This is a genomic window from Mycobacterium sp. NPDC003449 (assembly GCF_053588415.1).
In genome coordinates this window covers 1-18415 of record NZ_JBSFPX010000085.1, presented here as the reverse complement: position 1 = coordinate 18415, position 18415 = coordinate 1, and the positions used below count along the sequence as shown (strand labels likewise).

General features: G+C 62.6%; 24 protein-coding genes. 12 read left to right on the top strand and 12 right to left on the bottom strand.

Going from position 1 to position 18415, the window contains the following annotated elements:
- Window positions 1–7: 7 nt before the first annotated feature.
- From ACWDTP_RS20955 to ACWDTP_RS20945, 3 genes are read right to left on the bottom strand one after another with little or no spacing between them, the layout of a single operon-like run.
- The gene (locus ACWDTP_RS20955; RefSeq protein WP_450023224.1) at window positions 8–892 is read right to left on the bottom strand and encodes a DUF4097 family beta strand repeat-containing protein; all 885 of its coding nucleotides are present in this window, start codon (window positions 890–892) and stop codon (window positions 8–10) included.
- A gap of 31 nt (window positions 893–923) precedes the next feature.
- A complete protein-coding gene (locus ACWDTP_RS20950) occupies window positions 924–1568 on the bottom strand; it encodes a response regulator transcription factor (RefSeq protein ID WP_450023222.1) in 645 nt (214 codons plus the stop codon).
- Window positions 1556–2875 (bottom strand): sensor histidine kinase, encoded by a 1320-nt coding sequence (locus ACWDTP_RS20945; RefSeq protein WP_450023220.1) that lies wholly within the window; start codon window positions 2873–2875, stop codon window positions 1556–1558. Before ACWDTP_RS20945 ends, ACWDTP_RS20950 begins: the two co-directional genes overlap by 13 nt.
- Window positions 2876–3015: 140 nt before the next feature.
- Between ACWDTP_RS20945 and ACWDTP_RS20940 the strand changes: the two genes are divergently transcribed.
- The 10 genes from ACWDTP_RS20940 to ACWDTP_RS20895 all read left to right on the top strand — a co-directional run bounded on the left by ACWDTP_RS20940 (window position 3016) and on the right by ACWDTP_RS20895 (window position 10206).
- Window positions 3016–3897 (top strand): LLM class flavin-dependent oxidoreductase, encoded by an 882-nt coding sequence (locus ACWDTP_RS20940; RefSeq protein WP_450023248.1) that lies wholly within the window; start codon window positions 3016–3018, stop codon window positions 3895–3897.
- A gap of 194 nt (window positions 3898–4091) precedes the next feature.
- Entirely contained in the window at window positions 4092–4319 is a 228-nt protein-coding gene (locus ACWDTP_RS20935; RefSeq protein WP_450023219.1) for a hypothetical protein, read from the top strand.
- Window positions 4320–4469: 150 nt separating this feature from the next.
- Window positions 4470–4721 (top strand): hypothetical protein, encoded by a 252-nt coding sequence (locus ACWDTP_RS20930; protein ID WP_450023217.1) that lies wholly within the window; start codon window positions 4470–4472, stop codon window positions 4719–4721.
- 458 nt (window positions 4722–5179) lie between these two features.
- Window positions 5180–6430 (top strand): hypothetical protein, encoded by a 1251-nt coding sequence (locus ACWDTP_RS20925; protein WP_450023215.1) that lies wholly within the window; start codon window positions 5180–5182, stop codon window positions 6428–6430.
- A 229-nt stretch (window positions 6431–6659) separates the two neighbouring features.
- Window positions 6660–6956 carry a hypothetical protein gene (locus ACWDTP_RS20920; RefSeq protein WP_450023213.1) on the top strand — a complete coding sequence of 99 codons (297 nt, stop codon included), beginning with the start codon at window positions 6660–6662 and terminating at the stop codon, window positions 6954–6956.
- A gap of 82 nt (window positions 6957–7038) precedes the next feature.
- On the top strand, window positions 7039–7806 hold the full coding sequence (locus ACWDTP_RS20915) for a hypothetical protein (RefSeq protein ID WP_450023211.1): 768 nt from the start codon (window positions 7039–7041) through the stop codon (window positions 7804–7806).
- Between the two features lie 2 nt (window positions 7807–7808).
- A complete protein-coding gene (locus ACWDTP_RS20910) occupies window positions 7809–8126 on the top strand; it encodes a hypothetical protein (protein ID WP_450023209.1) in 318 nt (105 codons plus the stop codon).
- Between the two features lie 15 nt (window positions 8127–8141).
- On the top strand, window positions 8142–8438 hold the full coding sequence (locus ACWDTP_RS20905; protein WP_450023207.1) for a hypothetical protein: 297 nt from the start codon (window positions 8142–8144) through the stop codon (window positions 8436–8438).
- A gap of 774 nt (window positions 8439–9212) precedes the next feature.
- A complete protein-coding gene (locus tag ACWDTP_RS20900; RefSeq protein WP_450023205.1) occupies window positions 9213–9707 on the top strand; it encodes a hypothetical protein in 495 nt (164 codons plus the stop codon).
- Window positions 9708–9777: 70 nt separating this feature from the next.
- Window positions 9778–10206 (top strand): hypothetical protein, encoded by a 429-nt coding sequence (locus ACWDTP_RS20895; RefSeq protein ID WP_450023203.1) that lies wholly within the window; start codon window positions 9778–9780, stop codon window positions 10204–10206.
- A 38-nt stretch (window positions 10207–10244) separates the two neighbouring features.
- Here ACWDTP_RS20895 and ACWDTP_RS20890 read toward each other — a convergent pair whose 3' ends face one another.
- From ACWDTP_RS20890 to ACWDTP_RS20850, 9 genes are all read right to left on the bottom strand, one after another.
- Entirely contained in the window at window positions 10245–11144 is a 900-nt protein-coding gene (locus ACWDTP_RS20890; RefSeq protein WP_450023201.1) for a DUF2971 domain-containing protein, read from the bottom strand.
- Window positions 11145–11293: 149 nt separating this feature from the next.
- The gene (locus ACWDTP_RS20885; RefSeq protein ID WP_450023199.1) at window positions 11294–11695 is read right to left on the bottom strand and encodes an HNH endonuclease; all 402 of its coding nucleotides are present in this window, start codon (window positions 11693–11695) and stop codon (window positions 11294–11296) included.
- Between the two features lie 428 nt (window positions 11696–12123).
- A complete protein-coding gene (locus tag ACWDTP_RS20880; protein ID WP_063477082.1) occupies window positions 12124–13011 on the bottom strand; it encodes a phage major capsid protein in 888 nt (295 codons plus the stop codon).
- A gap of 206 nt (window positions 13012–13217) precedes the next feature.
- A complete protein-coding gene (locus tag ACWDTP_RS20875) occupies window positions 13218–13418 on the bottom strand; it encodes a hypothetical protein (RefSeq protein WP_450023196.1) in 201 nt (66 codons plus the stop codon).
- A 305-nt stretch (window positions 13419–13723) separates the two neighbouring features.
- The gene (locus tag ACWDTP_RS20870) at window positions 13724–15142 is read right to left on the bottom strand and encodes an AAA family ATPase (protein ID WP_450023194.1); all 1419 of its coding nucleotides are present in this window, start codon (window positions 15140–15142) and stop codon (window positions 13724–13726) included.
- Window positions 15143–15202: 60 nt separating this feature from the next.
- Window positions 15203–15397: a hypothetical protein gene (locus ACWDTP_RS20865; RefSeq protein WP_450023192.1), complete on the bottom strand. Its 195-nt coding sequence runs from the start codon at window positions 15395–15397 to the stop codon at window positions 15203–15205.
- 139 nt (window positions 15398–15536) lie between these two features.
- The gene (locus tag ACWDTP_RS20860) at window positions 15537–15794 is read right to left on the bottom strand and encodes a hypothetical protein (protein ID WP_100501454.1); all 258 of its coding nucleotides are present in this window, start codon (window positions 15792–15794) and stop codon (window positions 15537–15539) included.
- 82 nt (window positions 15795–15876) lie between these two features.
- The gene (locus tag ACWDTP_RS20855) at window positions 15877–16146 is read right to left on the bottom strand and encodes an HNH endonuclease (RefSeq protein WP_450023189.1); all 270 of its coding nucleotides are present in this window, start codon (window positions 16144–16146) and stop codon (window positions 15877–15879) included.
- A gap of 208 nt (window positions 16147–16354) precedes the next feature.
- Window positions 16355–16531: a helix-turn-helix domain-containing protein gene (locus ACWDTP_RS20850; protein WP_100501452.1), complete on the bottom strand. Its 177-nt coding sequence runs from the start codon at window positions 16529–16531 to the stop codon at window positions 16355–16357.
- Between the two features lie 101 nt (window positions 16532–16632).
- Between ACWDTP_RS20850 and ACWDTP_RS20845 the strand changes: the two genes are divergently transcribed.
- Both ACWDTP_RS20845 and ACWDTP_RS20840 read left to right on the top strand, forming a co-directional pair.
- Window positions 16633–17106, top strand: a complete 474-nt coding sequence (locus ACWDTP_RS20845; protein WP_450023187.1) for a helix-turn-helix domain-containing protein — start codon at window positions 16633–16635, stop codon at window positions 17104–17106.
- Window positions 17106–18341: a tyrosine-type recombinase/integrase gene (locus ACWDTP_RS20840; protein WP_450023185.1), complete on the top strand. Its 1236-nt coding sequence runs from the start codon at window positions 17106–17108 to the stop codon at window positions 18339–18341. The genes ACWDTP_RS20845 and ACWDTP_RS20840 overlap by 1 nt, the downstream gene beginning before the upstream one ends.
- Window positions 18342–18415 lie beyond the last annotated feature (74 nt).

Genomic DNA, 18415 nt, shown 5'->3' with positions numbered 1-18415 from the left:
CGTCCGGTCACGGCCGCTGCGCGCTCACGCTTTCCACCACGACGTCACCGCTGTCCGAACGGGCCACGATCTCGGCGAGCGCCGCGTCGAGGCTGGTCGTCTCGGGCACCCGCACCCTGGTCGAGGATTCGGACTGGGCCCGGACCAGATACGGCCCGCGTTCGGGTAGGCCGAGCACGACATCGCCATTCCGGCTGACCGCCTCCACGCTGCGGGGTGCGGCGTCCTTGAAGTCGGCGGTGATGTCCCCGTCGGAGGTGTTGGCGCTGAACTCTTCGGTGACCGCGACGGGTTCGCGGGTGCTGACATCGCCGTTGACCGTGTGCACCTCGATCCGCCGGGCGGCGCCGCGCAGGATGATCGCACCCTCGGTGGTGCGGGCGATCAGCTGATCCAGATCGGCCTGGGCGATCACCGCGCCGATCTGCTGCCGGGTATCGACCGTCAGACGCCGGGCCTGTTCGGGCGGCAACGCGATGACGATCTCACCGCCGCGGGCCCAATCCAGCATCGGTGACGGATTGCCCGCGATCTTGATCCGGGTCTCGTTGCCCTCGGTGTCCAGCGTGAGCCGGTGCTCCCCGCTGCGGGTGGTGTTGACCAGGCGCAGATCCGCGGTGGCTTCCCGGTTCTCGCGGTCGGCCGTGATCCGGATCGCGATGGGGACCTGCGCCGTGTCGATCACGAGCGACCGCATCGCCGTGGGCAGCGTCTGGTGGTCGGTGACCACCCGCAGGTTGCTCACCCCCCAGGCCGCCACCCCCAACCCGGCCAGCGTGGTGGCCAGCAGCAGGGCCGCCGCGGCGATCAGCACCCCCCGCAGCGTGGTGCGCCCGCCGGGGGTCAGGTGTGGTGGTGGGGCGACCGGAGGTGGGGCGGCGATGGTGGTCACGGTGAAAGTCCTTCCCGGTGTTGGTGGCTGGTCACGACTCGAGGAAGCGCAGCACCGCCAGCACGCGGCGGTTTTCGCTCTCGTCGGGGGAGAGGTCGAGTTTGGTGAAGATCGAGGCGATGTGTTTCTCGGCCGACCCGACCGAGATGTGCAGTGCCGTGGCGATCGCCGAGTTCGTCCTGCCCTCGGCCATCAACTGGAGAACCTCGTGTTCGCGGGGAGTCAACTGGTGCAGCGCGTTTCGCCGGCGTGATCGGAGCAAGATCTGTGACACCACCTCGGGGTCGAGCACGGTTCCGCCGCCGCCCACCACGTCGACGGCGTCGAGGAACGCGGGCACGTCGGCGACGCGATCCTTGAGCAGATAGCCGAATCCTTTTGTGTCCGAGGAGATCAGGTCGGCCGCATAGCGTTCCTCGACATAGTGCGAGAGCACCAGGACAGCGGAGTCCGGATTCTGGCTGCGCAGCAGCGCCGCGGCCCGGATCCCTTCGTCGGTGAACGTCGGGGGCATCCGGACGTCGACGATGGCCAGGTCGGGCCCCAGCTCGTTGACCAGTCGCAGCAGGTTGGTGGCATCGGGCACACCGGCGAGGACCTCGTGCCCGGCGTCGGCGAGGATGCGCTCGATACCCGCCCGCAGCAGCGCCGAGTCCTCGGCGATCACGACGCGCATGGCAGTACCGCCGTGACGATCGTCGGTCCGGTGACGGGGCTGGTCACCCCGAACGATCCACCAGCGGCCCTGACCCGCTCCTCCAGCCCGCGTAGGCCGGTGGCGTTCTCGCCGGCGTCGATGACCGCGCCGCCGCGGCCGTCGTCGAACACCGATACGTGCAGCGCGCCCGCGGATTCGTCGAACCGCACGGTGACCACCGCCTGGGTGGCGCCGGCGTGTTTGGCGATGTTGGTCAGCGCCTCGGCGACCACGAAATACGCCACGCTCTCCACCTCGTCGGGCAGCCGCCGGGGCAACTCGACGTGCAATGTGGTGGGCACGCCCGAGGTCTCCGCGCGTTGCACCACCGAGGACAACGCGGCATCCAGTCCCCGGTCGGCCAGGATCGTCGGGGCGATGCCGCGCACCACGTTGCGCAGTTCGACCAGCGCGCTCTTGACGTCCTCATGCGCCTCGGCGATCAGCGATCTCGCCGCGGGTGGGTCGGAGTCCAGCTTGGTCTGGGCCAGCCCGATGGTCATGGCCAGCGAGACCAGCCGCGGTTGCACGCTGTCGTGCAGATCCCGTTCGATCCGGTGCCGTTCGGTCTGTGCCGAGGACACCGCGCCCTGCCGCGCATCGGCCAGCGCGTTGACCTGGTACCGCAGCGCCGCGGTGGACGACGGCGACAGCAGCCACCGGTCGATCGCGGCGTCCAGCGCGGGCGCGAAGATCAGGATCGCCGCGGCGGCGGCCAGTGCGACGATCGCCAGCAGCCACGCGATGGCTGGTGAGACGAATGTCAGCCCGGCGCCGGCATCGCTGCGTCCGATCGCCATGGCCGCCGCGGGCCCGAGAAACGCGAACAGCAGCAACCCGAACGCGATCGCGGTGGCCAGCACGTCATAGACCATCCGCAGGAAATGGTGGGCCACCCCCTTCCAGAACCGGGTACTGCTGACGTCCAGCCACACCTGATGGGCCCACCGCTGAAATCCCGTGTAGTGCGACATCGGTCGGGGTGGGACGCCGATGCCGAGGCCGAACACCACTTCGCTGCGGACCCGCTCGACCCACTCGACGCCGCGCATCAGGTAGATGAACACCACCCCGGCGAGCAGGAAGCCGATCACCGACGGTATCGATGACACGCCGATCACCATGATGGACAACGGAATCCAAAGCCACACCGTTGCCACGGCGGCGCCGGTGATCATCGACGCACTCGGCGTGACACCGATGTTGCGGCGCCGTGCCACCGGCTCGACGGGCCTGGGGTCGGGCATGGGAACGACGGGTGGACCCGTTTCGCTGATTGCGACCATGTGTTCAACCTACGAACTCGGGGCCCCGGACGACACAGCGTTTTCCTCAGACCCGGGTGGGGGTTTACCCCACCCCGGGATCGCCGTCCGCTCACGGTGTCACCGCCGTGGCATGCCAGAATCCACTCGTGCGGGTTGGGATGACGATGCCGGTCATGGAACCACGGCTAGACGCGGCGACCCTGCGGTCCTGGGCGCACATCATCGACGGCGGACCCTTCTCATCGCTGTGCTGGGGTGAGCGGATCGCGTTCGACAATCCCGACAGTCTGACCCTGCTCGGGGCCCTGGCGGCCTGGACGGATCGGGTCCGGCTGGTCACCACCGTGGTGGTGCCGCAATTGCACGACCCGGTGCGCCTGGCCAAGGCCCTGGCGACCGGGGATGTGCTCAGCGGCGGCCGGTTGACCGTCGGCATCGGGGTCGGTGGGCGCCACGAGGACTACCGCGCCGTGGGCGCCGACCCGGCCACCCAGACCCGCGGCGGCATGGCCGAACGTGTCGCGGTGATGAAGCGGGTGTGGGCGGGCCAGAAGGTCACCGATTCGGTGCTTCCGGTGGGTCCGCCGCCCGTGCAGGCCGGCGGGCCGCCGCTGCAGATCGGCACGATCGGACCGAAGACCGTGCGCGATGCCGCCGCCTGGGCCGACGGTGTGGCGGGCATGACCCTGGATCTTGACCTCGACCGGCAGGCCGAGCTGTTCGACATCGCGCGCGCCGCCTGGGCCGCCGCGGACAAGCCCGAACCGCACCTGGCGACGTCGTTCTGGTTCGCGCTCGGGGAACCCGACGAGGCGCGGGCACAGGTGCACCGCCACCTGCGCCACTACATGAACTGGATCCCGGCCGAATACGTCGACGCGATGGCGCCGGTCACCGGGTGGGCGGGCACCGCCGACGAGTTGGCCGGTGTGCTTCGCAGGTTCGCCGACATCGGCACCGACGAGGTGCACCTCATCCCGACCAGCACCAGCATCGATCAGTTGCGCCTGGCGGCCGATGTGGTGACAAGCCTCACCTGACCCGCTCGCCGTGGCGGGCTGAGGCCTGGCCACCGCACCGCGGGGCCGACCGCAGGAATCACCCGACGAGTGGATGCGTTGCACGATTGGTACTGACCTGCGGGTTTGCCGGTGGTGGCTAACGCTCGGGGGCGGTGGGACGATGGATAGTCGGAGGCCGCAATTCGGCTGATGTTGACGAGGAGTAGGTAGTGATGTTCGCGAAGACGATTGCCGCGGTGGCCGCCACCGCGGGTGCCATGGGTTTTGCCGCCATCGGTCTCGGTGCCGGCCAGGCGAATGCCGACCCGGACTGGTGGGTGCCGATCCCGCCGCCGGGCCATGTCGGGCAGATCGTCGGGGTGCCGCCCGGACATATCGGCCAGCTGCCGTTCGTGCCGCCGCCGGGGCATTGGAATAAACCCGGCAAGTGGTTGCGGTAACTCTGGCGTCACCACCGAACAGGGTGATCCCACTTGGCTTTTCGCTCCGGATTTGTGATGTCCGGGAATAACCGAGGCGGTTGATCGATTCCACCTTGTGGGCCGCGCAGATCGTGGCGGCCGACGAGAGACCGAGTGGGGTGGTCGAACGTGGAATCGAAACCAAAGAAGAAGCAGTTGAAGTCGTGGTCAGCGGGTATCGGGCTGACCGCAACATTGGCGATGGCGGTGCTGAGTGTGCTGGTCAGCCGGGCGCCCGCGGGTGCACAGGATTTTCTGCAGGCACCGATGCTGACCGGTAGCACGAAGACCCAGACAACCCCGGGCAATGCGCCCGAGACATCTGTCGCCACACCGTTGTTCACCTTCACGACACCGGAGGGCTTCGCAGTACCGCACTAATCGCGGGGTGTGAGCATAATCATCGTATTCACCAGCGGCGTAACATTTTTCGCCGCGGATACGGCTTGCCCGCGGGGCGATGGGGCCCATGGGCAAAACACACGTGGATCCCGTTGTGTGTCAAGGTGATTCGTGCGAGCGTCGTCGGTGCCGGCCGCGATAACGTGGCCGGCACCGCAGGCGCTCGGCGAGTGGTACCACGCGGAATTTGGGCGCTGATCTTGACCGGCTGGCGGGCCGCGTGGCTCTGAGCTGCACCTATCCACTTTTGCGGATTTCGTAGTATTTCCCTAGGGGAACGACTAAATACGTATTCTGTTAGGTGGGTTACACGCGGATCCGAACGATGTCACAATTGGCGCGGCACCCGAGAATTTGCCAGTCAGCCGGGGGTGGGGGTCGTGGGTTCGTCGTACGTTCAAGTCGCTGCAGGTGTCTGTGTGATCACCGTGGGCGTCATGATCGGTGCTCCCGCCGTCGCCTCCGCCGAGCCCGATGCCGACGGTGCGACAACCGCGAGCGTCGACGCGAGCCCCGACGTGACCGACAGCGGCTCGACGACGCCGACGACCGGTGCCACCGACGGGGATACGAGTGCGACGCCGACCACTGTCAGCGCCGCCGACAGCGCAGCCGACAGTGCCGCCGCGGCGGAGCGGGACGCCGTTGAAGGCGTGGCGAGCACGTTCGGTTCGGGCCGCGAACCCGGCGATCCGGTGACCACCGGCACCGTGGAGCCGACCGAGTCCTCGCAGCCGGAACCGACTGTCACGAGCACCGGCAGCGACGGTGCGACCGGCACCGACTCCGGTGCCGTCAGCGCCGATGGCGACGCGGCCGGTTCGAGCTCTGCTCCGGCGGACGATGGGTCCGGTCCGGTGTCGGGGTCGTCCGGGACGTCGGGGGCGACCGGGTCGACGTCGACGACGACCGGAACGCCCGCCGCGGCGCCGGTGAGCGACGCCGCGGCCGCTACGAACGTGGCTCCGGCCGCCGCGCCGGTCGAGGTGGCGCCGGCTCCCGATGTGACGCCGGTGCCCTACCTGACGCTGTGGGCCTCCCGGGTGTTGGCGCCGATCGCCGACATCATCCAGGCGGTCCGCTGCCTGATCGCCAAAGTGGTGGTCGCGCCACTGGCAAACCTGCAGCGCGACCTTGCCCAACTGTTCGCCATCGCCGGTATCGGCCCGGCGATGGACAGCCTCGCCCGGGTCGGGGTCAAGCTGCCGGCATCGGTGCGCGGCGCACTGGAGGCGATGTTCACCCGGGGTGCGCCGACCGCACCTCCGGGAACGGCGAGGCTGACCCGCCCGGCCACGCCCGCATCGATCGGCGCGTCCGCCGCGCTGGGCGAGGACCGGCGGGCGCCGGTCGCCGAGCCGGTGGCCCGCGCGGCGGGTGCGCCCGGCCCGCATTCGTTCCTCGACCAGGTCGGCGAGAAAGTACTGGAGATTCCGACACTGCTCGGGTTGGCCGTCGCCGCCCTGCCGGGACTCGGTGGCCTGCTGATGCTCACCGCGGCCGGCACGGAGCTGGGTTACCGCCAGGCCAAGGCCCGGCTGGCGGTGAGCATGCAGCAGGGGATCGCCCGATTCGTGCCCGTGGAACCACCGGATACCGGCCGGGGCGGGACGCTGGTCTTTCTGCATCCGAGGGCGGCCCGACGGCACGCGTCGGACGTCACATCCGCCCTGGACGAAGCCGCCTGAGTGGCTTCAGTCGACGTGTATGACGCCCGCAGCGCCTTGCTGGAGAAGCGCGCCGAGCATGGAGATGTGACCATCGACGTCGAGGGTGAGTTGGTCGAGAACCCCGGCCACCCCTGCTAGAGGCGACACGGCGGGCCGTACACAGGCCTGAGCAAATCGGTTCCTGGCTCGCTGTACTATCTGCGGCGATCAGACCCCAGCAGGGGGCCTGACGGGCAGGAGAAACCGGATGCTGAAGAAGACCGTTCTAGGATTTGTCGCCGCCGCAGCGCTCAGTCTGCCGCTAGCCGGCGTGGCGGGGGCCGAGGACGAGGAGAAACCCAATCCACTGTCCGCCGAGGGACTGTGCGGCTGCAATATCCCCACGCTCTCGGTCGGTGGGCTGCTCGGTCACGAGGAGTGGGCGGAGGACGGCAACCACCCGCTGTCGGCCGAAGGGTTCCCGAAGTTCCTCAAATCCATAAGCCCGACTTTCGGCGACGGCCGCAACGGCATCCCCACCGACAAAGCTGGCGGAACCGGCTAGGACGAACGAAGAAACCCCCGATTCGCATGCCGCGAGTCGGGGGTTTCTTCTTGTCTCTGGGTGATGGTGTTCGTGACCCTACGTGGCGTTCAGGGCGGGCAATGGTTCTGAAACCGTCGGTCCTGTAGTCAAGGTGGTGAAGATTGATCCGGTGCCCGGCCAGGGGGTCGTCCGGTCCTCGCAGTTCATCGAACAGCCCGACGTGGCGAGCTGGCCGCCTGGCAGTTTAGATATCGGCAACAATCGATCCACTGACGTGAATTTTGATCCGGAAAACACCAAGGTGACGACGTACATTGACTACGAGAATGGCATCGTCGTGCTCCGGCAGAACCCATCGGTCGAGATTACCGAGAACGGTGAGCTTGGCCAGGTTAAGGTTGGTACGCCAGAAGGGGAGGTGTGGCAGACACCGGACGGGGCGGTCCGCATCAAATACGACTCTGCGAACCCCTTCGCACCAGATATTGCCCAGAATCCGCCCTGGCCTTTCCAGGACCATCCAGTGTCTGTGACCGGAGACTTAGTGTTCACGCCGCAGGAGGGCGGTATCCGGGTCGACGGTACGCGTTCCGATTACCCTTCACTGGAGGTGTATCAAGATATGCCTGACGGCACAACGAATACCGTCTTGGTTGATCCAGCGGCTAGCGGGCGGTCGCTGGGGCCTGCGACAAACCTGCCGTTTCATCACGATGTTGGAGCAGCAGGTGGCGGTGCGTTCGCACCCTTCGACACTGGAGCGTACAACCCGAAATACGATGTAAAGGTTCCGCTGCCATCCACACCGTTCGGCCCTACATCAAGTCCTCCCTCGGTGCCCATTCCAACTGGCCGTGGTCAGTTCTGATCATGGGAACGCCTATCAGTGAGCCGAACGACGCCGCAGTGTGGAAAATCGCAACCTGGTCGTCGCCATTCGTAACGCAAGGTGTTCTAGCGCTGATGTTTATCGCGCAGTGGGTACTCGGGCAGCTTGGTTTATTTCCGGCGCGCGAGCGCGCGTGGTTCCTGGCGGGCTTGGGCATAAGCATGGTTGTATCGCTGACCGTAGGTGCTACGCTATTGACGCGCCAATCGCCCCGTATGCGCGGCGTGGCTTTGAGCATTCTCGGGTCGTCCGCTGTCGTTCTGGTGGGTGGAATTATCTTTGGCTTTTGGATGCTCTAGAAGTGAGATTAGTTAATGACCAATGAAGCTGTAGCGCAAGAGAAGTACGGCCCAGCGGGCTTTGTCGCCGCCCTTGTGCATATCTTTATTCTCAATTTTGCGACACTGGTTATTGCCGCTGTAGCGTTCCCGGTATTGTTTTACTTTGCGCCGATTTTACTTGGTGATTTGCTCGTATCTGTGGTCCTAATGACCCGTCCTGCCAAACTCGGTCAAATTGGCCGTGGAATGCTTATTGGATGGCTATCGGCACCCGTATCGCTGATACTTTTTGCCAGTGTGTTTATCGTAGGAAAAGCGATTGGGCTTTGATGGCATGGATCATTATGCTGTCTGTGCTGTGGATTTGATTACGTCGGCAATCCGCAATGCGACCGCGGTCGCATTGCCGGCGTTGATGGAATCGGTTGTGCGCCAGCCTGTGTCGGCGACCTGGACATCCACGAGGTACCGCAGCGTACGTGTTGCCTTGACTGACGACGTTGTGGGTTATCACGGTCGTTCGCTGGCAGCGTTGCCATTGGGTGCTGAATTTGCAGTACCAGGCGCGGGCTCCCGGCTGAACCAGGTTCCGCTATGCCGACAGTCACTGAGAAATTGGGGCGAGGGTAGGTCGCCACATCGGGATTTGTCTGCCACAGAATCGTTCTCGTAGAGAGTACGGGAGCATTTGGGTACGTCTGACGCTCTCACACCCCAAAATATCGAGGAAACGCACGCACCCGGCTAGTGACGAACACGAATGGAAGCGTCGGGGCGCGAAAGCACATACATGGCATGCCCGTGACACAAGGGGCCTAAATAGGCTGCCTGACCTGCGTAGAAGCGGTGGTGCCCCCGGCAGGATTCGAACCTGCGGCCTTCTGCTCCGGAGTCACATCAGATGTGTCCATCGTGGGGTACGTGTGAGTACGAAAAGGCTTGCCTACCACGTCTTTTGACCCGAAAGTGTGTATTGGTGTCCATCGCCGTCTGGCGTGACTTGTGACATCGTCGCAACATCGAAGCGCGCCGCGCTGTTGGGTTTGATCCTCACGTCTCGTAACGTAGTTGTGTAAGAACTACACGACGACGAAAGGCCCGACCATGTCCACCACCATCAACGCATCGCTGTACCCCGCTGACGCCGACGAGGACAGCGATCCCAACGCGATCACCCTCACCGCTACCGCTGCTGACGCTGACGCCGCCTGGGGCGAGCTGCGCGCCCGCATCGCAAGCGTGCTGGGTGTCGATGCACTTGGCGACATCGAAGCGCTTGACGACGACACCAGCGACCCCACCGCACCCGCTGACATGAAGCGCGGCACGCTCGACGGCCGCTACATCGAATGGACGGTCAGCCACACAGCACCGGCCAAGAAGCCCACACCCAAGAACGCCGTTCCCGCTGGCCGTCTTTCGACGCGTGAGGTCGCCGAAGAACTCGATGTTGCCCCCGCACGTCTCCGGGTGTTCCTGCGCTCCCAGGGTGACCGCTACACGCCTCCTGGCTCCGGGGGTCGCTACGCGTTCACCAAGACCGACGTGAAGTCGATCAAGTCCGCGTACGCAAAGTGGGAAAAGGAATCCGCGAAATAACCCCTATCCAAAATTGGGCGTCCTCGAACGAGGCGCCCTTTTTGGCAGCCGCCTTAGAATGGTCGTAGTGATGACAACCAGCGAAGCAGCTATTCATCTTGGAATTACCAATAGGCGTCTGGGAACTCTGCTCAAGAAATCAGGTCTCCGAATGCGTTTACCTCGGTGTGGAACGCAATACCTGCTGTCACGCGACGACCTCGAAGAGCTACGACAATGGCAAGCGGATCAGGCGTTCAACCGAGGCCTTGACGCGAGCGTTCGCCGCGCCGAGAACATCACAGCTGCGGTCCACACGCCAGGATGCGACATCGACCTCAAGAAGCCTTCACCAGCGCTACCGCTCGAATACCTCAGCGACCCCGCCTGGCACGACCGATTCCTTGAGGAACGTCGGCGGCGAGAGCTGAGGCTCATGGTCATCGTGCAACAGGCCGGTCTCAAGCTCGGCCCTCGCGGCGTCGTGCCGCATGGTGTCGACTTGGACGGCGAATACTGAGCCCTCAACTCAGCGTTGACGCCACTGTGAAAACGGATTCACACGTCACGGTACGGAACATTGGAAAGATTGATCTTTATGTCTGAGTATCGATCCTGTTTGTCGAGCAAGTAGTGGCGAATTGAAGCTGCCTTAGCTTCAGCATGCTGGCCCGGCCCCACAGTGATTTCGGTGATCGCCTTGGAATCGAACTGGAATTTGACACGCGGTATTAGGCCTAATTGTGACGGCGTGTAGAACACGTCACCTGCAACCCCAAGCGCACGTACCTCACGTTCTTCCCTGAACTTGTAGTGCTTCATGGTTATACCTAGCGCGGCAATCAGGGGATAAATTCTGCTGACAGCGTCCGCCCATAGATCTAACGTGGCATCATCGTCTTTCGGGGGAATACCTCCGTCGGGAGGAATTGAAGGCTCTACCCTCTCCATAAACTTATCAAGGTGGGTTCGGAATTGCGCAACACATTCCCGCCAGTCATACGTGACGTTCATAAGAAATACTTCACTACCCTTGCCGTTTGCTCCTTTTAACGATTCCTTCAGTAGATCCCGATCAAATGCGATCGAGTAACCACCACCGCGAGAGTAACCTCGCCACTGACTTAGTTGATCACGAGATTGCGAGAAGCATGCGATGAATTGATTTCCAGCGTATTTAAATGCCTTTGCCTGGTCCTCACGCATTACCCGCGCTAGGCCAATCAGACTACGAGACAGGCTCTGCTTTCGTGGGTCGTCAGTATTAGCTTCGAGTTCCTCTTGATAGGTTTCTGCATCCTGAGCGAGCTTAGAAACTCCGTATTCAATTTCTCGGCTGTCATTTAAGTACACAGGATTGGTCGCCCATATCATCCCGGACTCAAGAATACCATACAGACCATCAATGGTGGTGTAGTGATATAGCGTCGTATCTTCTTCCGCATCCTCATCAAGCACGCGACTAGTTAAGCACATTTTGCTCACTTTAAGGCGAAGAATCACTAACCCAGGTCAAAGTCTTACGTGGACCGTACGCAGGTTTACCGCCAAAGCCGCTACGCTGTCCATTCGCCCGTCGAGGGTGTCCCCCCTGGGGGTATTGCCCGCTACTCGTACCGGTCTTTCCGTCCGGGGTGGTTCTTGCGCTTGGCTTCTTCGGCGTCAGCCTTTCGCTGCTTCGCTCGCCGTTGATTGCCTGCGACGGTGAACCTTTCGTGGCATGGCTCGCACACGGCCATCAGATTGTCGTCGTCGTCGGTGCCCCCGTCCACACGGTCAACGATGTGGTGAGCAGCGAAAGCCTTTATCTCACAACCCCAGAACCGTTCGCCGTTCTCGTCGCGTGCCTGACATTCCCCACCCGCACGAACGACGGCACGCCTCGCGATCGCCCGCCAACTGCGTGATCCTCCACCGCCGCCGGACGGGAACACTGACTGCTGCTTACCCCTGCTCGCATTGCGTCTAGAAGTGGACGATTGACGGACACCACGACTGTTCTTTCTCATGCGTCATCGTAAGACGTGAACAATGGGGCCTGAGTTCGTTTGTGCGCGCCTAACGGGTATGGGTATGCGTCATACATCACGCGCTAATTCTCAGCACGCTAAACGACCCAGCAGGGGGAATGCCGGATCGCCCCGATGAATGGTGCAGCGCAGCCCGTCGCGCACACAGACACCGGTATCAAGTTTCTAAAAAGAATGGGCCAGGGGACCTAGTCCTGACCCATTCCGCGTTGGGATAGGTATAACGAGACTGAATCTCCCGCGACTACCACACCTGCCGCTGACACTGCGATAGCGACAATACACGCTTGGAATTTCGATCCAAACACTTCGCTTTTTTTCCAACAGAAAAGCCCGGGCCGGAAGGAAGTGTTCGGACACCCGGGCTTTCTGCGACAACCCCGTGCAGCAGTTGTCAGTTCATGGGGTTACTCGCCTTCGCCTTCTCCCAGGTCGCCCGATCCGTCGCCGACCGAGATCACCTGAACGGCCTCGGAGTTGTTGACCTTCACGCCCTGACGCAACGACGCCCGAATGGAAAGCGTCTCGGACTTGAAGCCCACGTGATCGGACACCTTGGTGCGAATGTTCGAGTACGTCGAAAGCAGACGCTTCTTGTCCACCACAGCAAGCGTCGATGCCGGCATGGCCGAGGTCACGATCACCGGCACGCCCAACAGGAACTTGGAGGCACCAGTGACGCCGAGACCAAGCAGGTTGGCGTTGCTTTCCGACGATCCGGTGAACTGCTTGATGGTCTGGATGAAAGCCCAACCAAGCGGGTCCACCAGAATGTGGGTCGCTTGCCCATCCGGGAGACTCTCCACCGCGGCCACGGCCCACACCAGCGGATCGAGGTTCTCGCTCAACGGGTCGGCGACCTCGGTGCCCTGCGACAGAATGCCTTCGACCGGCTGAGTCGCCGGGGAAACAGGCGCGGCCTGATTCAACAGCAAGTAGTTCGACTTCACCTGCAGTGCCCGCATGACCTCACGAGACAGAAGCTCGGAAATCGAGGACGCGTGGAATTGCTCCTCGGAGACATCGACAACGATGCCGCACTTCGAGTTCCTGATCTCGATGTGGGTGGTGTCGGGGTCACCGTCAGGCAGGGGCGATCCTTCAGCCACGTACGCGGGAATCGCGTCCACGTCGACCAAGGGCACCAGCGTCGACTGGTTGTCACCGACGACCTCGCCGACCTTGCTCGTGATCTGAAGAACCAGGGCGTCCGGAATGTGCTGCTCCGGTGCGAGCCCCTGAGAATCGGGATGCCACCCAGCAGGAGTGCCGGGGGTAATGATGGTAGTTGCCATTTACACAGTCCTTTTGAGAATGCACCACACGCCACAAACGTGCAGCGCGAGAATTAGTGGATTCCGTATCCGCGTCCGGTAGAACAAGGACCGTGTTTATTCCGTCGCGTCCGACGTGCCACTAACGTATCACGCGCTCAGTTCGCCTCTCAACGCCTCGAATTACGCACCCATAGTCACATTGCCACCATTACCGCCAAGACGTCTCAGCGCCGCACAGGCACAGTTACGGCGTACTTGACAATGTCCCACACCCGACGCAACGGATACCACCACTTCTTCGGTCCTCGGAGGCCCTGTTCGGACCAAAAGCTAAGTGCGAGACCGTGCACTTCGGGAACGTCGTTGAAGTCAGGCCCAACCTGATCGCTGATGTCGAAGCCTTCTTCGTCGTAGTTGTCGGTCATGTCCAATCCCTTTCTCGCGTCACGCGCGTATGTGAACATAAAAATAATATTCTTTTATTTGTTTGTCCTGACCTGCGGAAATGCCTCAACTTCTTTGTCGCATTCTTTGCAACTTCTTTGTCACATTCTTTGTCGACCCTCGCGGTCCCGGATGTCTCTGGGTGGGGTTGCCAACGGGGCGATGCCCGTAGGGGTCGCGCAAACAATGCGACAAAGAATGCGTTGAAGAAGTCGACAAAGAATGCGAGGCGTTCCCGCAGGTCAGCGCATACATCGCAAACAGTGCGAATACATACGTGTGCATGTCACCCGGCCATCCCGCGCGGCAGGCGCATGTACCACTGGCCCTGGAACTCCTTGGCCTTGTACGAGTCCACCAGCAGGTACTCCTTGGCGACCTTCAGTTGATACGCGGACACGCCGTCACGCTTCGCCAACTCGGCGACCTCCGCAGATGCCACCGGCCCTTCGGACAACAGGTCCCGCAGCCAATCAGCGAACTCAGGCTTCTTCTCCTCCGCCTTCTGGCGCGCGGTTTTGGTGGATTCCCCGACGTACACCACACGAGCCACGGTGCCGTCGTCGTCATCGGTCGGTGTGCGTACCTGAACGGGCTCCACGTTGAAACGTGACGCCTGAACAGGAGACGACCCGTTGGACTTCTCAGGCCCGACCAACAAGACGCCGTCATCATCGAGCTGGGCAAATAAGGTCATCCGTGCTTTCTTGCGAAGCTCAGCCGAGATGCCGTAGCGGTCGCGCGCCTGAGCCGCATCGGTCATACGGTTGGTGTGGGACAGGATCAACACCGCCGCGCCAGCCCGCGTGGCGTACTCGGCCCATTGGCTCAACAGAATTCGCGCGGATACTGCGTTGCTCATATTGATCTCGGGAGCGACAGTGTCGGCCAATGCATCAACGATCACCAGCGCCGGAACTGGGTCCTCGTAAAGCAGCTCCATGTCTTCTGACGGAAACACGGGCGTGCCTGTGCCGTCCTGTCGCGCGGCGACCAGGCTCACGTAATCGAGGTTCACACCGGCGAGTTCGAGACGCGGCCGCACGTCAGTTGCCCAATCATCCTCGGTCACGATCAAGCGGACATGCTGCGGGTCTCGCGCCGGGATTCCGAACTCAGGCAACGGCTTTCCTGTTGTCACCGCCGCGACGATCCAGACCCAGAACAGCGACTTGCCGATACCCTCGTCGCCGACCATGATGGTCATCTGACCCCACGGAATACGCTGGCGCGCAAGCCATTTCTTGGGCCTTGCCGGGTCTAGGTCTTTCGCCGCCCACACGCGGGGCCGCTCATCGGTGCTCCCGCCATCTGCGCCTTTCTTCGGTGTCGCGACCGGATCCCTTCCCAGGTACTCGTCGATCTTCTTCTTGAGCACCCGTGAGTTGATATCCGCTAGTTCTGGATGCTTGAAGAAGTGATGCGGCTTGAAGCCTGGCTGCGTCTGCACCTCGGCCAATATCTCGACCGCTCGGACGATCCTCGCGTGGGGTATGTCGGGAACTTCATAGAGCAAGTTGCCGTGCTCGCCGATCCTGTATCTGATGCCTGATGCCGATGTTGTCCACTTACTCCGCACTGGGACCCGTATGCGCTTCTGCGGCCCGTTCGCATTGATCGCGTCGAGCGCATCGTGGTAGCGGTCAAAAGCACGCCCACGGTCCTCACAGAGCGAGAAATCCACGACTTGCGGTTTGACGCTCATCGCGCCTCCTTTATTCTGCACGGCTTCAACCACACCCCGTCTCGGTCCCGATACCAGCCCTCACGCCTCCTCTCCCTGCCGCTCTTTCCGGCGTCGCCGCTGCTCGGCGAACTTGAGCCGCTCTCTCTCCCGGTACTCGGGGTCTGCGCGCCGCCGTCGGCGTCTGGCGTTGTACTTCTCGCGGTATTTCTCATATCCGGGCTCACCTCGTTTCGGATTCTTGGACAATTTCTTAATCCTCTCTGGCCGTTCCAACACAATGACGATAAGATGCGGAACTCCCCGTTCCGAAATGGTCAAAATTCAAAGGGCTATTACCGCCGGAGAATGCGGCGTGTCGATAAAACAACAAAGCCGCCCCCGAGAATTGATGAGGGCGGCTCTGTCGACTTACCTATACGAGGTAGCGGCGGTCACCGCAGCGCTCACAGGTGTACTCGCGGAACGACAACAGGCGTCCGTCGTACTCCTTCTTGAAGGTCATCAGGGTGATGTCTGGGCTGCCGCACTGGCACAGCCACTCGTCGCCCGAGGCGTCTTCGAGCCAAACGCTGGCGCCCGTCCCCACTTTGTCAAAGCCGTCGAGCGACCTGAACCAGCCCATGAGAAATTCATACGGCGAGACGCGCTCAGTTATGATGGTGTTCGTCACTACTTTCTCCTTGTGATACCGAAAGGCCGGGACTCGTACTCCCGGTCTTTCTTTTGGCCCGATCCGCGATTGCGGTCGGGAGTCAGATAGCAACCTCGAATCGGTTGCCCTTGCTGAGATTGCAACGCAGGTGGCTACACGCCACGTTGTCCTCGGTGTGCGTACCGCCGTCGCTGAGCGGGGTTATGTGATCAAGCGATGCGCTCATCGGGTCTGGGTGAGACAACGACGGATCAACCGCCATTCCACACAGGTGACAGATCCAGTTGTCGCGCTTGAAGATTTGCTGGGGAATGATCGGTTCGACGGCGGTACCCCGCTGCTGCTGACGACGCTTCGCGTTATTCGCCATCCGCTTCGCGTATGCCTCGGGCTCAGCGCTCGCGACTCGGAGGTTCTGTTTCTTCCACTTGCGTTCCCTTAGGCGTTTTGCTTCAAGTAAACGCGGGTCAGCTTTAACGCGCTCCCACCTTTTCTTTCCGCGCTCGCGGTATTCCTCGTCTTGTTTCCTGCACGCATTCCGCGCAGCCCAGGTCTTCGGGTGATCGCAGTCCTTATGACTACGCCCCACCGCTCAGTCCCTCGATGAACTCGTCCAGCGCCGAGGCCGGGATACGACGGCTCCCGCCGATCTTGACTGAGCGCAGGTCGCCGTCGCGCAACAGCTTGTTGACCTTCGACCTGCAGCAGCCGAGGAGGTCTTGAACCTCGGGGATGCGCAGCAGTTTCTCGGGCACCTCGTACTCCTTCGATGTGTAAGATTGTCGTGTTTGGACCTGTCGATGCCGACAACCATACACGAACAAACTTGCTTAAAACAGTCTGATATAGTGCACAGATGACACAACGGTGGGCTCGGGATCTAAACGCTCGTATCAGGCAAGCGATCCGCGACGAGCGAGAGAAACAAGGACTGTCTGCGGCGGCGGTGGCCGAGCGCACCAACGGGTTTATGAGCCGGGACACGCTGGCGAACTTGGAATCTGGGCGCAAGCGCGCGGTCGATGTACCCGAGCTGATCGTGCTCGCGCACGCCCTGGGCGTATCGCCGCTCTCGCTGATCTACCCCGACCTCGTAGATGTAGAGGTAGAAGCCCGGCCCGGCGTCACGATGTCCGCTGGCGATGCCGCGCTGGCGTTCGCGGGTTACCTCGATGACGACCCACTGATGACCCTGTACGACCTGCGCAGCGCTCGCAAGTGGTACGACAGAAAGCGGAACGACCCCGACGAATCAGAACGTGACGACGCCCGTCAGAGCCTCGGGCAAGCCGAACGTATTGCGCGGCAACAGGGTTGGAAAGTCGACTGATGGCGCGTCAACAGCTACCGCCCCAGATCCGCAAGGTAGAGGTTAGGAACCGTCGCACCGGCAAGACGGAGATTCGGTACGAGGTGTTCGTGGGCGCCGGCAAGGACCCGATCACCGGCAAGCGGCGACAGGTACGGCGTCGATACCACACCGAACGTGAAGCGAGAGAAGCACTTTCGAAGCTGTCGCACCAGGTCGTCACCGATGCGTTCGTACCCCGCAAGACAGTCACCGTGGAGGAGCTGTGCGCGGATTGGCTTGCATCGCTGCACAATGCGCGAGCTACGACCGTCAACGCCTATCGCTTCTCGCTGGCACCGCTGCGCGAACGTCACGGCGACCTCGCCGCACAGAAACTCACCCGGCCCCATCTCGACCGCCTGCTGACTGATCTCAAGGAGGGCGGCATGCTCACCGCCAAAGGTCACCCCCGCCGGGTGTGGTCGTCCCGGTCACTCAATAAGGCTGTGGATGCGTGGCGCGCTGTTCTCGACTACGGGGTCGAACGCCGGGACCTGTCGCATAACCCTGCGCAGGGGATGAAGAAGGTTCAACGGGTGCGGCGCGAGATGCAGACCTATACGCCCGACGAGATTCGCCACGTGCTCGCCGCCGCCGACAACGACCGCAACGGCCACCTTTGGTACCTCGCGCTATCGGGTCTTCGCCGAGGCGAGATCGCCGGGCTTCGCTGGTCGGATATCGACTTCGCGGCCGCGACGTTGACTGTCGAGAACAACCGGGTTGCCGCAGGCGCGGGCACCGTCCTCGAGCACGCCCCTAAGACCCGTTCATCGCACCGCACGTTACCGCTCGATGCGGGATTGCTTGGTGTCCTCAAGCGCGCCTCAGCACGTTATGCGGGGGAGAAGTTGGCGCTCGGCGCTGCGCACAGCGACTCGGGCTATGTCGCGGTGAACGAAGCGGGGGAGGCGTACACGCCCGACACCTTGACCCGGCTGTGGCGAAAGCACGTCAAGCGCGCCGGTGTGCGCGTGATCCGGTTGCACGACGCTCGCCACTCGTGCGGGACCGCGATGCACCTTCGAGGGGTGCCGCTGGCTGTGATCGCCAAGTGGTTGGGTCACGCCGACGCATCCGTTACCGCTCGCATCTACGCGCACTCGCAGGACGACGCGCTCAAGGCGGCGAGCGTGACTTTGGGTGCGGTTGTGACATCGAGCAACATTGAGCCGAATGACGAAGGCGAACCACACGCGAGTAGTTCGACGTAAGTGCAGGTCAGAGACGTTTTACAGGGTGCCCCCGGCAGGATTCGAACCTGCGGCCTTCTGCTCCGGAGGCAGAC

What these genes read in the sequence shown, in the direction of transcription:
- ACWDTP_RS20950 (WP_450023222.1), bottom strand. Translation starts at nt 1,568, where the DNA reads ATGCGCGTCGTGATCGCCGAGGACTCGGCGCTGCTGCGGGCGGGTATC.
- ACWDTP_RS20945 (WP_450023220.1), bottom strand. Translation starts at nt 2,875, where the DNA reads ATGGTCGCAATCAGCGAAACGGGTCCACCCGTCGTTCCCATGCCCGAC.
- ACWDTP_RS20940 (WP_450023248.1), top strand. Translation starts at nt 3,016, where the DNA reads ATGACGATGCCGGTCATGGAACCACGGCTAGACGCGGCGACCCTGCGG.
- ACWDTP_RS20935 (WP_450023219.1), top strand. Translation starts at nt 4,092, where the DNA reads ATGTTCGCGAAGACGATTGCCGCGGTGGCCGCCACCGCGGGTGCCATG.
- ACWDTP_RS20925 (WP_450023215.1), top strand. Translation starts at nt 5,180, where the DNA reads ATGATCGGTGCTCCCGCCGTCGCCTCCGCCGAGCCCGATGCCGACGGT.
- ACWDTP_RS20920 (WP_450023213.1), top strand. Translation starts at nt 6,660, where the DNA reads ATGCTGAAGAAGACCGTTCTAGGATTTGTCGCCGCCGCAGCGCTCAGT.
- ACWDTP_RS20910 (WP_450023209.1), top strand. Translation starts at nt 7,809, where the DNA reads ATGGGAACGCCTATCAGTGAGCCGAACGACGCCGCAGTGTGGAAAATC.
- ACWDTP_RS20905 (WP_450023207.1), top strand. Translation starts at nt 8,142, where the DNA reads ATGACCAATGAAGCTGTAGCGCAAGAGAAGTACGGCCCAGCGGGCTTT.
- ACWDTP_RS20900 (WP_450023205.1), top strand. Translation starts at nt 9,213, where the DNA reads ATGTCCACCACCATCAACGCATCGCTGTACCCCGCTGACGCCGACGAG.
- ACWDTP_RS20895 (WP_450023203.1), top strand. Translation starts at nt 9,778, where the DNA reads ATGACAACCAGCGAAGCAGCTATTCATCTTGGAATTACCAATAGGCGT.
- ACWDTP_RS20885 (WP_450023199.1), bottom strand. Translation starts at nt 11,695, where the DNA reads ATGAGAAAGAACAGTCGTGGTGTCCGTCAATCGTCCACTTCTAGACGC.
- ACWDTP_RS20880 (WP_063477082.1), bottom strand. Translation starts at nt 13,011, where the DNA reads ATGGCAACTACCATCATTACCCCCGGCACTCCTGCTGGGTGGCATCCC.
- ACWDTP_RS20875 (WP_450023196.1), bottom strand. Translation starts at nt 13,418, where the DNA reads ATGACCGACAACTACGACGAAGAAGGCTTCGACATCAGCGATCAGGTT.
- ACWDTP_RS20870 (WP_450023194.1), bottom strand. Translation starts at nt 15,142, where the DNA reads ATGAGCGTCAAACCGCAAGTCGTGGATTTCTCGCTCTGTGAGGACCGT.
- ACWDTP_RS20855 (WP_450023189.1), bottom strand. Translation starts at nt 16,146, where the DNA reads ATGGCGAATAACGCGAAGCGTCGTCAGCAGCAGCGGGGTACCGCCGTC.
- ACWDTP_RS20845 (WP_450023187.1), top strand. Translation starts at nt 16,633, where the DNA reads ATGACACAACGGTGGGCTCGGGATCTAAACGCTCGTATCAGGCAAGCG.
- ACWDTP_RS20840 (WP_450023185.1), top strand. Translation starts at nt 17,106, where the DNA reads ATGGCGCGTCAACAGCTACCGCCCCAGATCCGCAAGGTAGAGGTTAGG.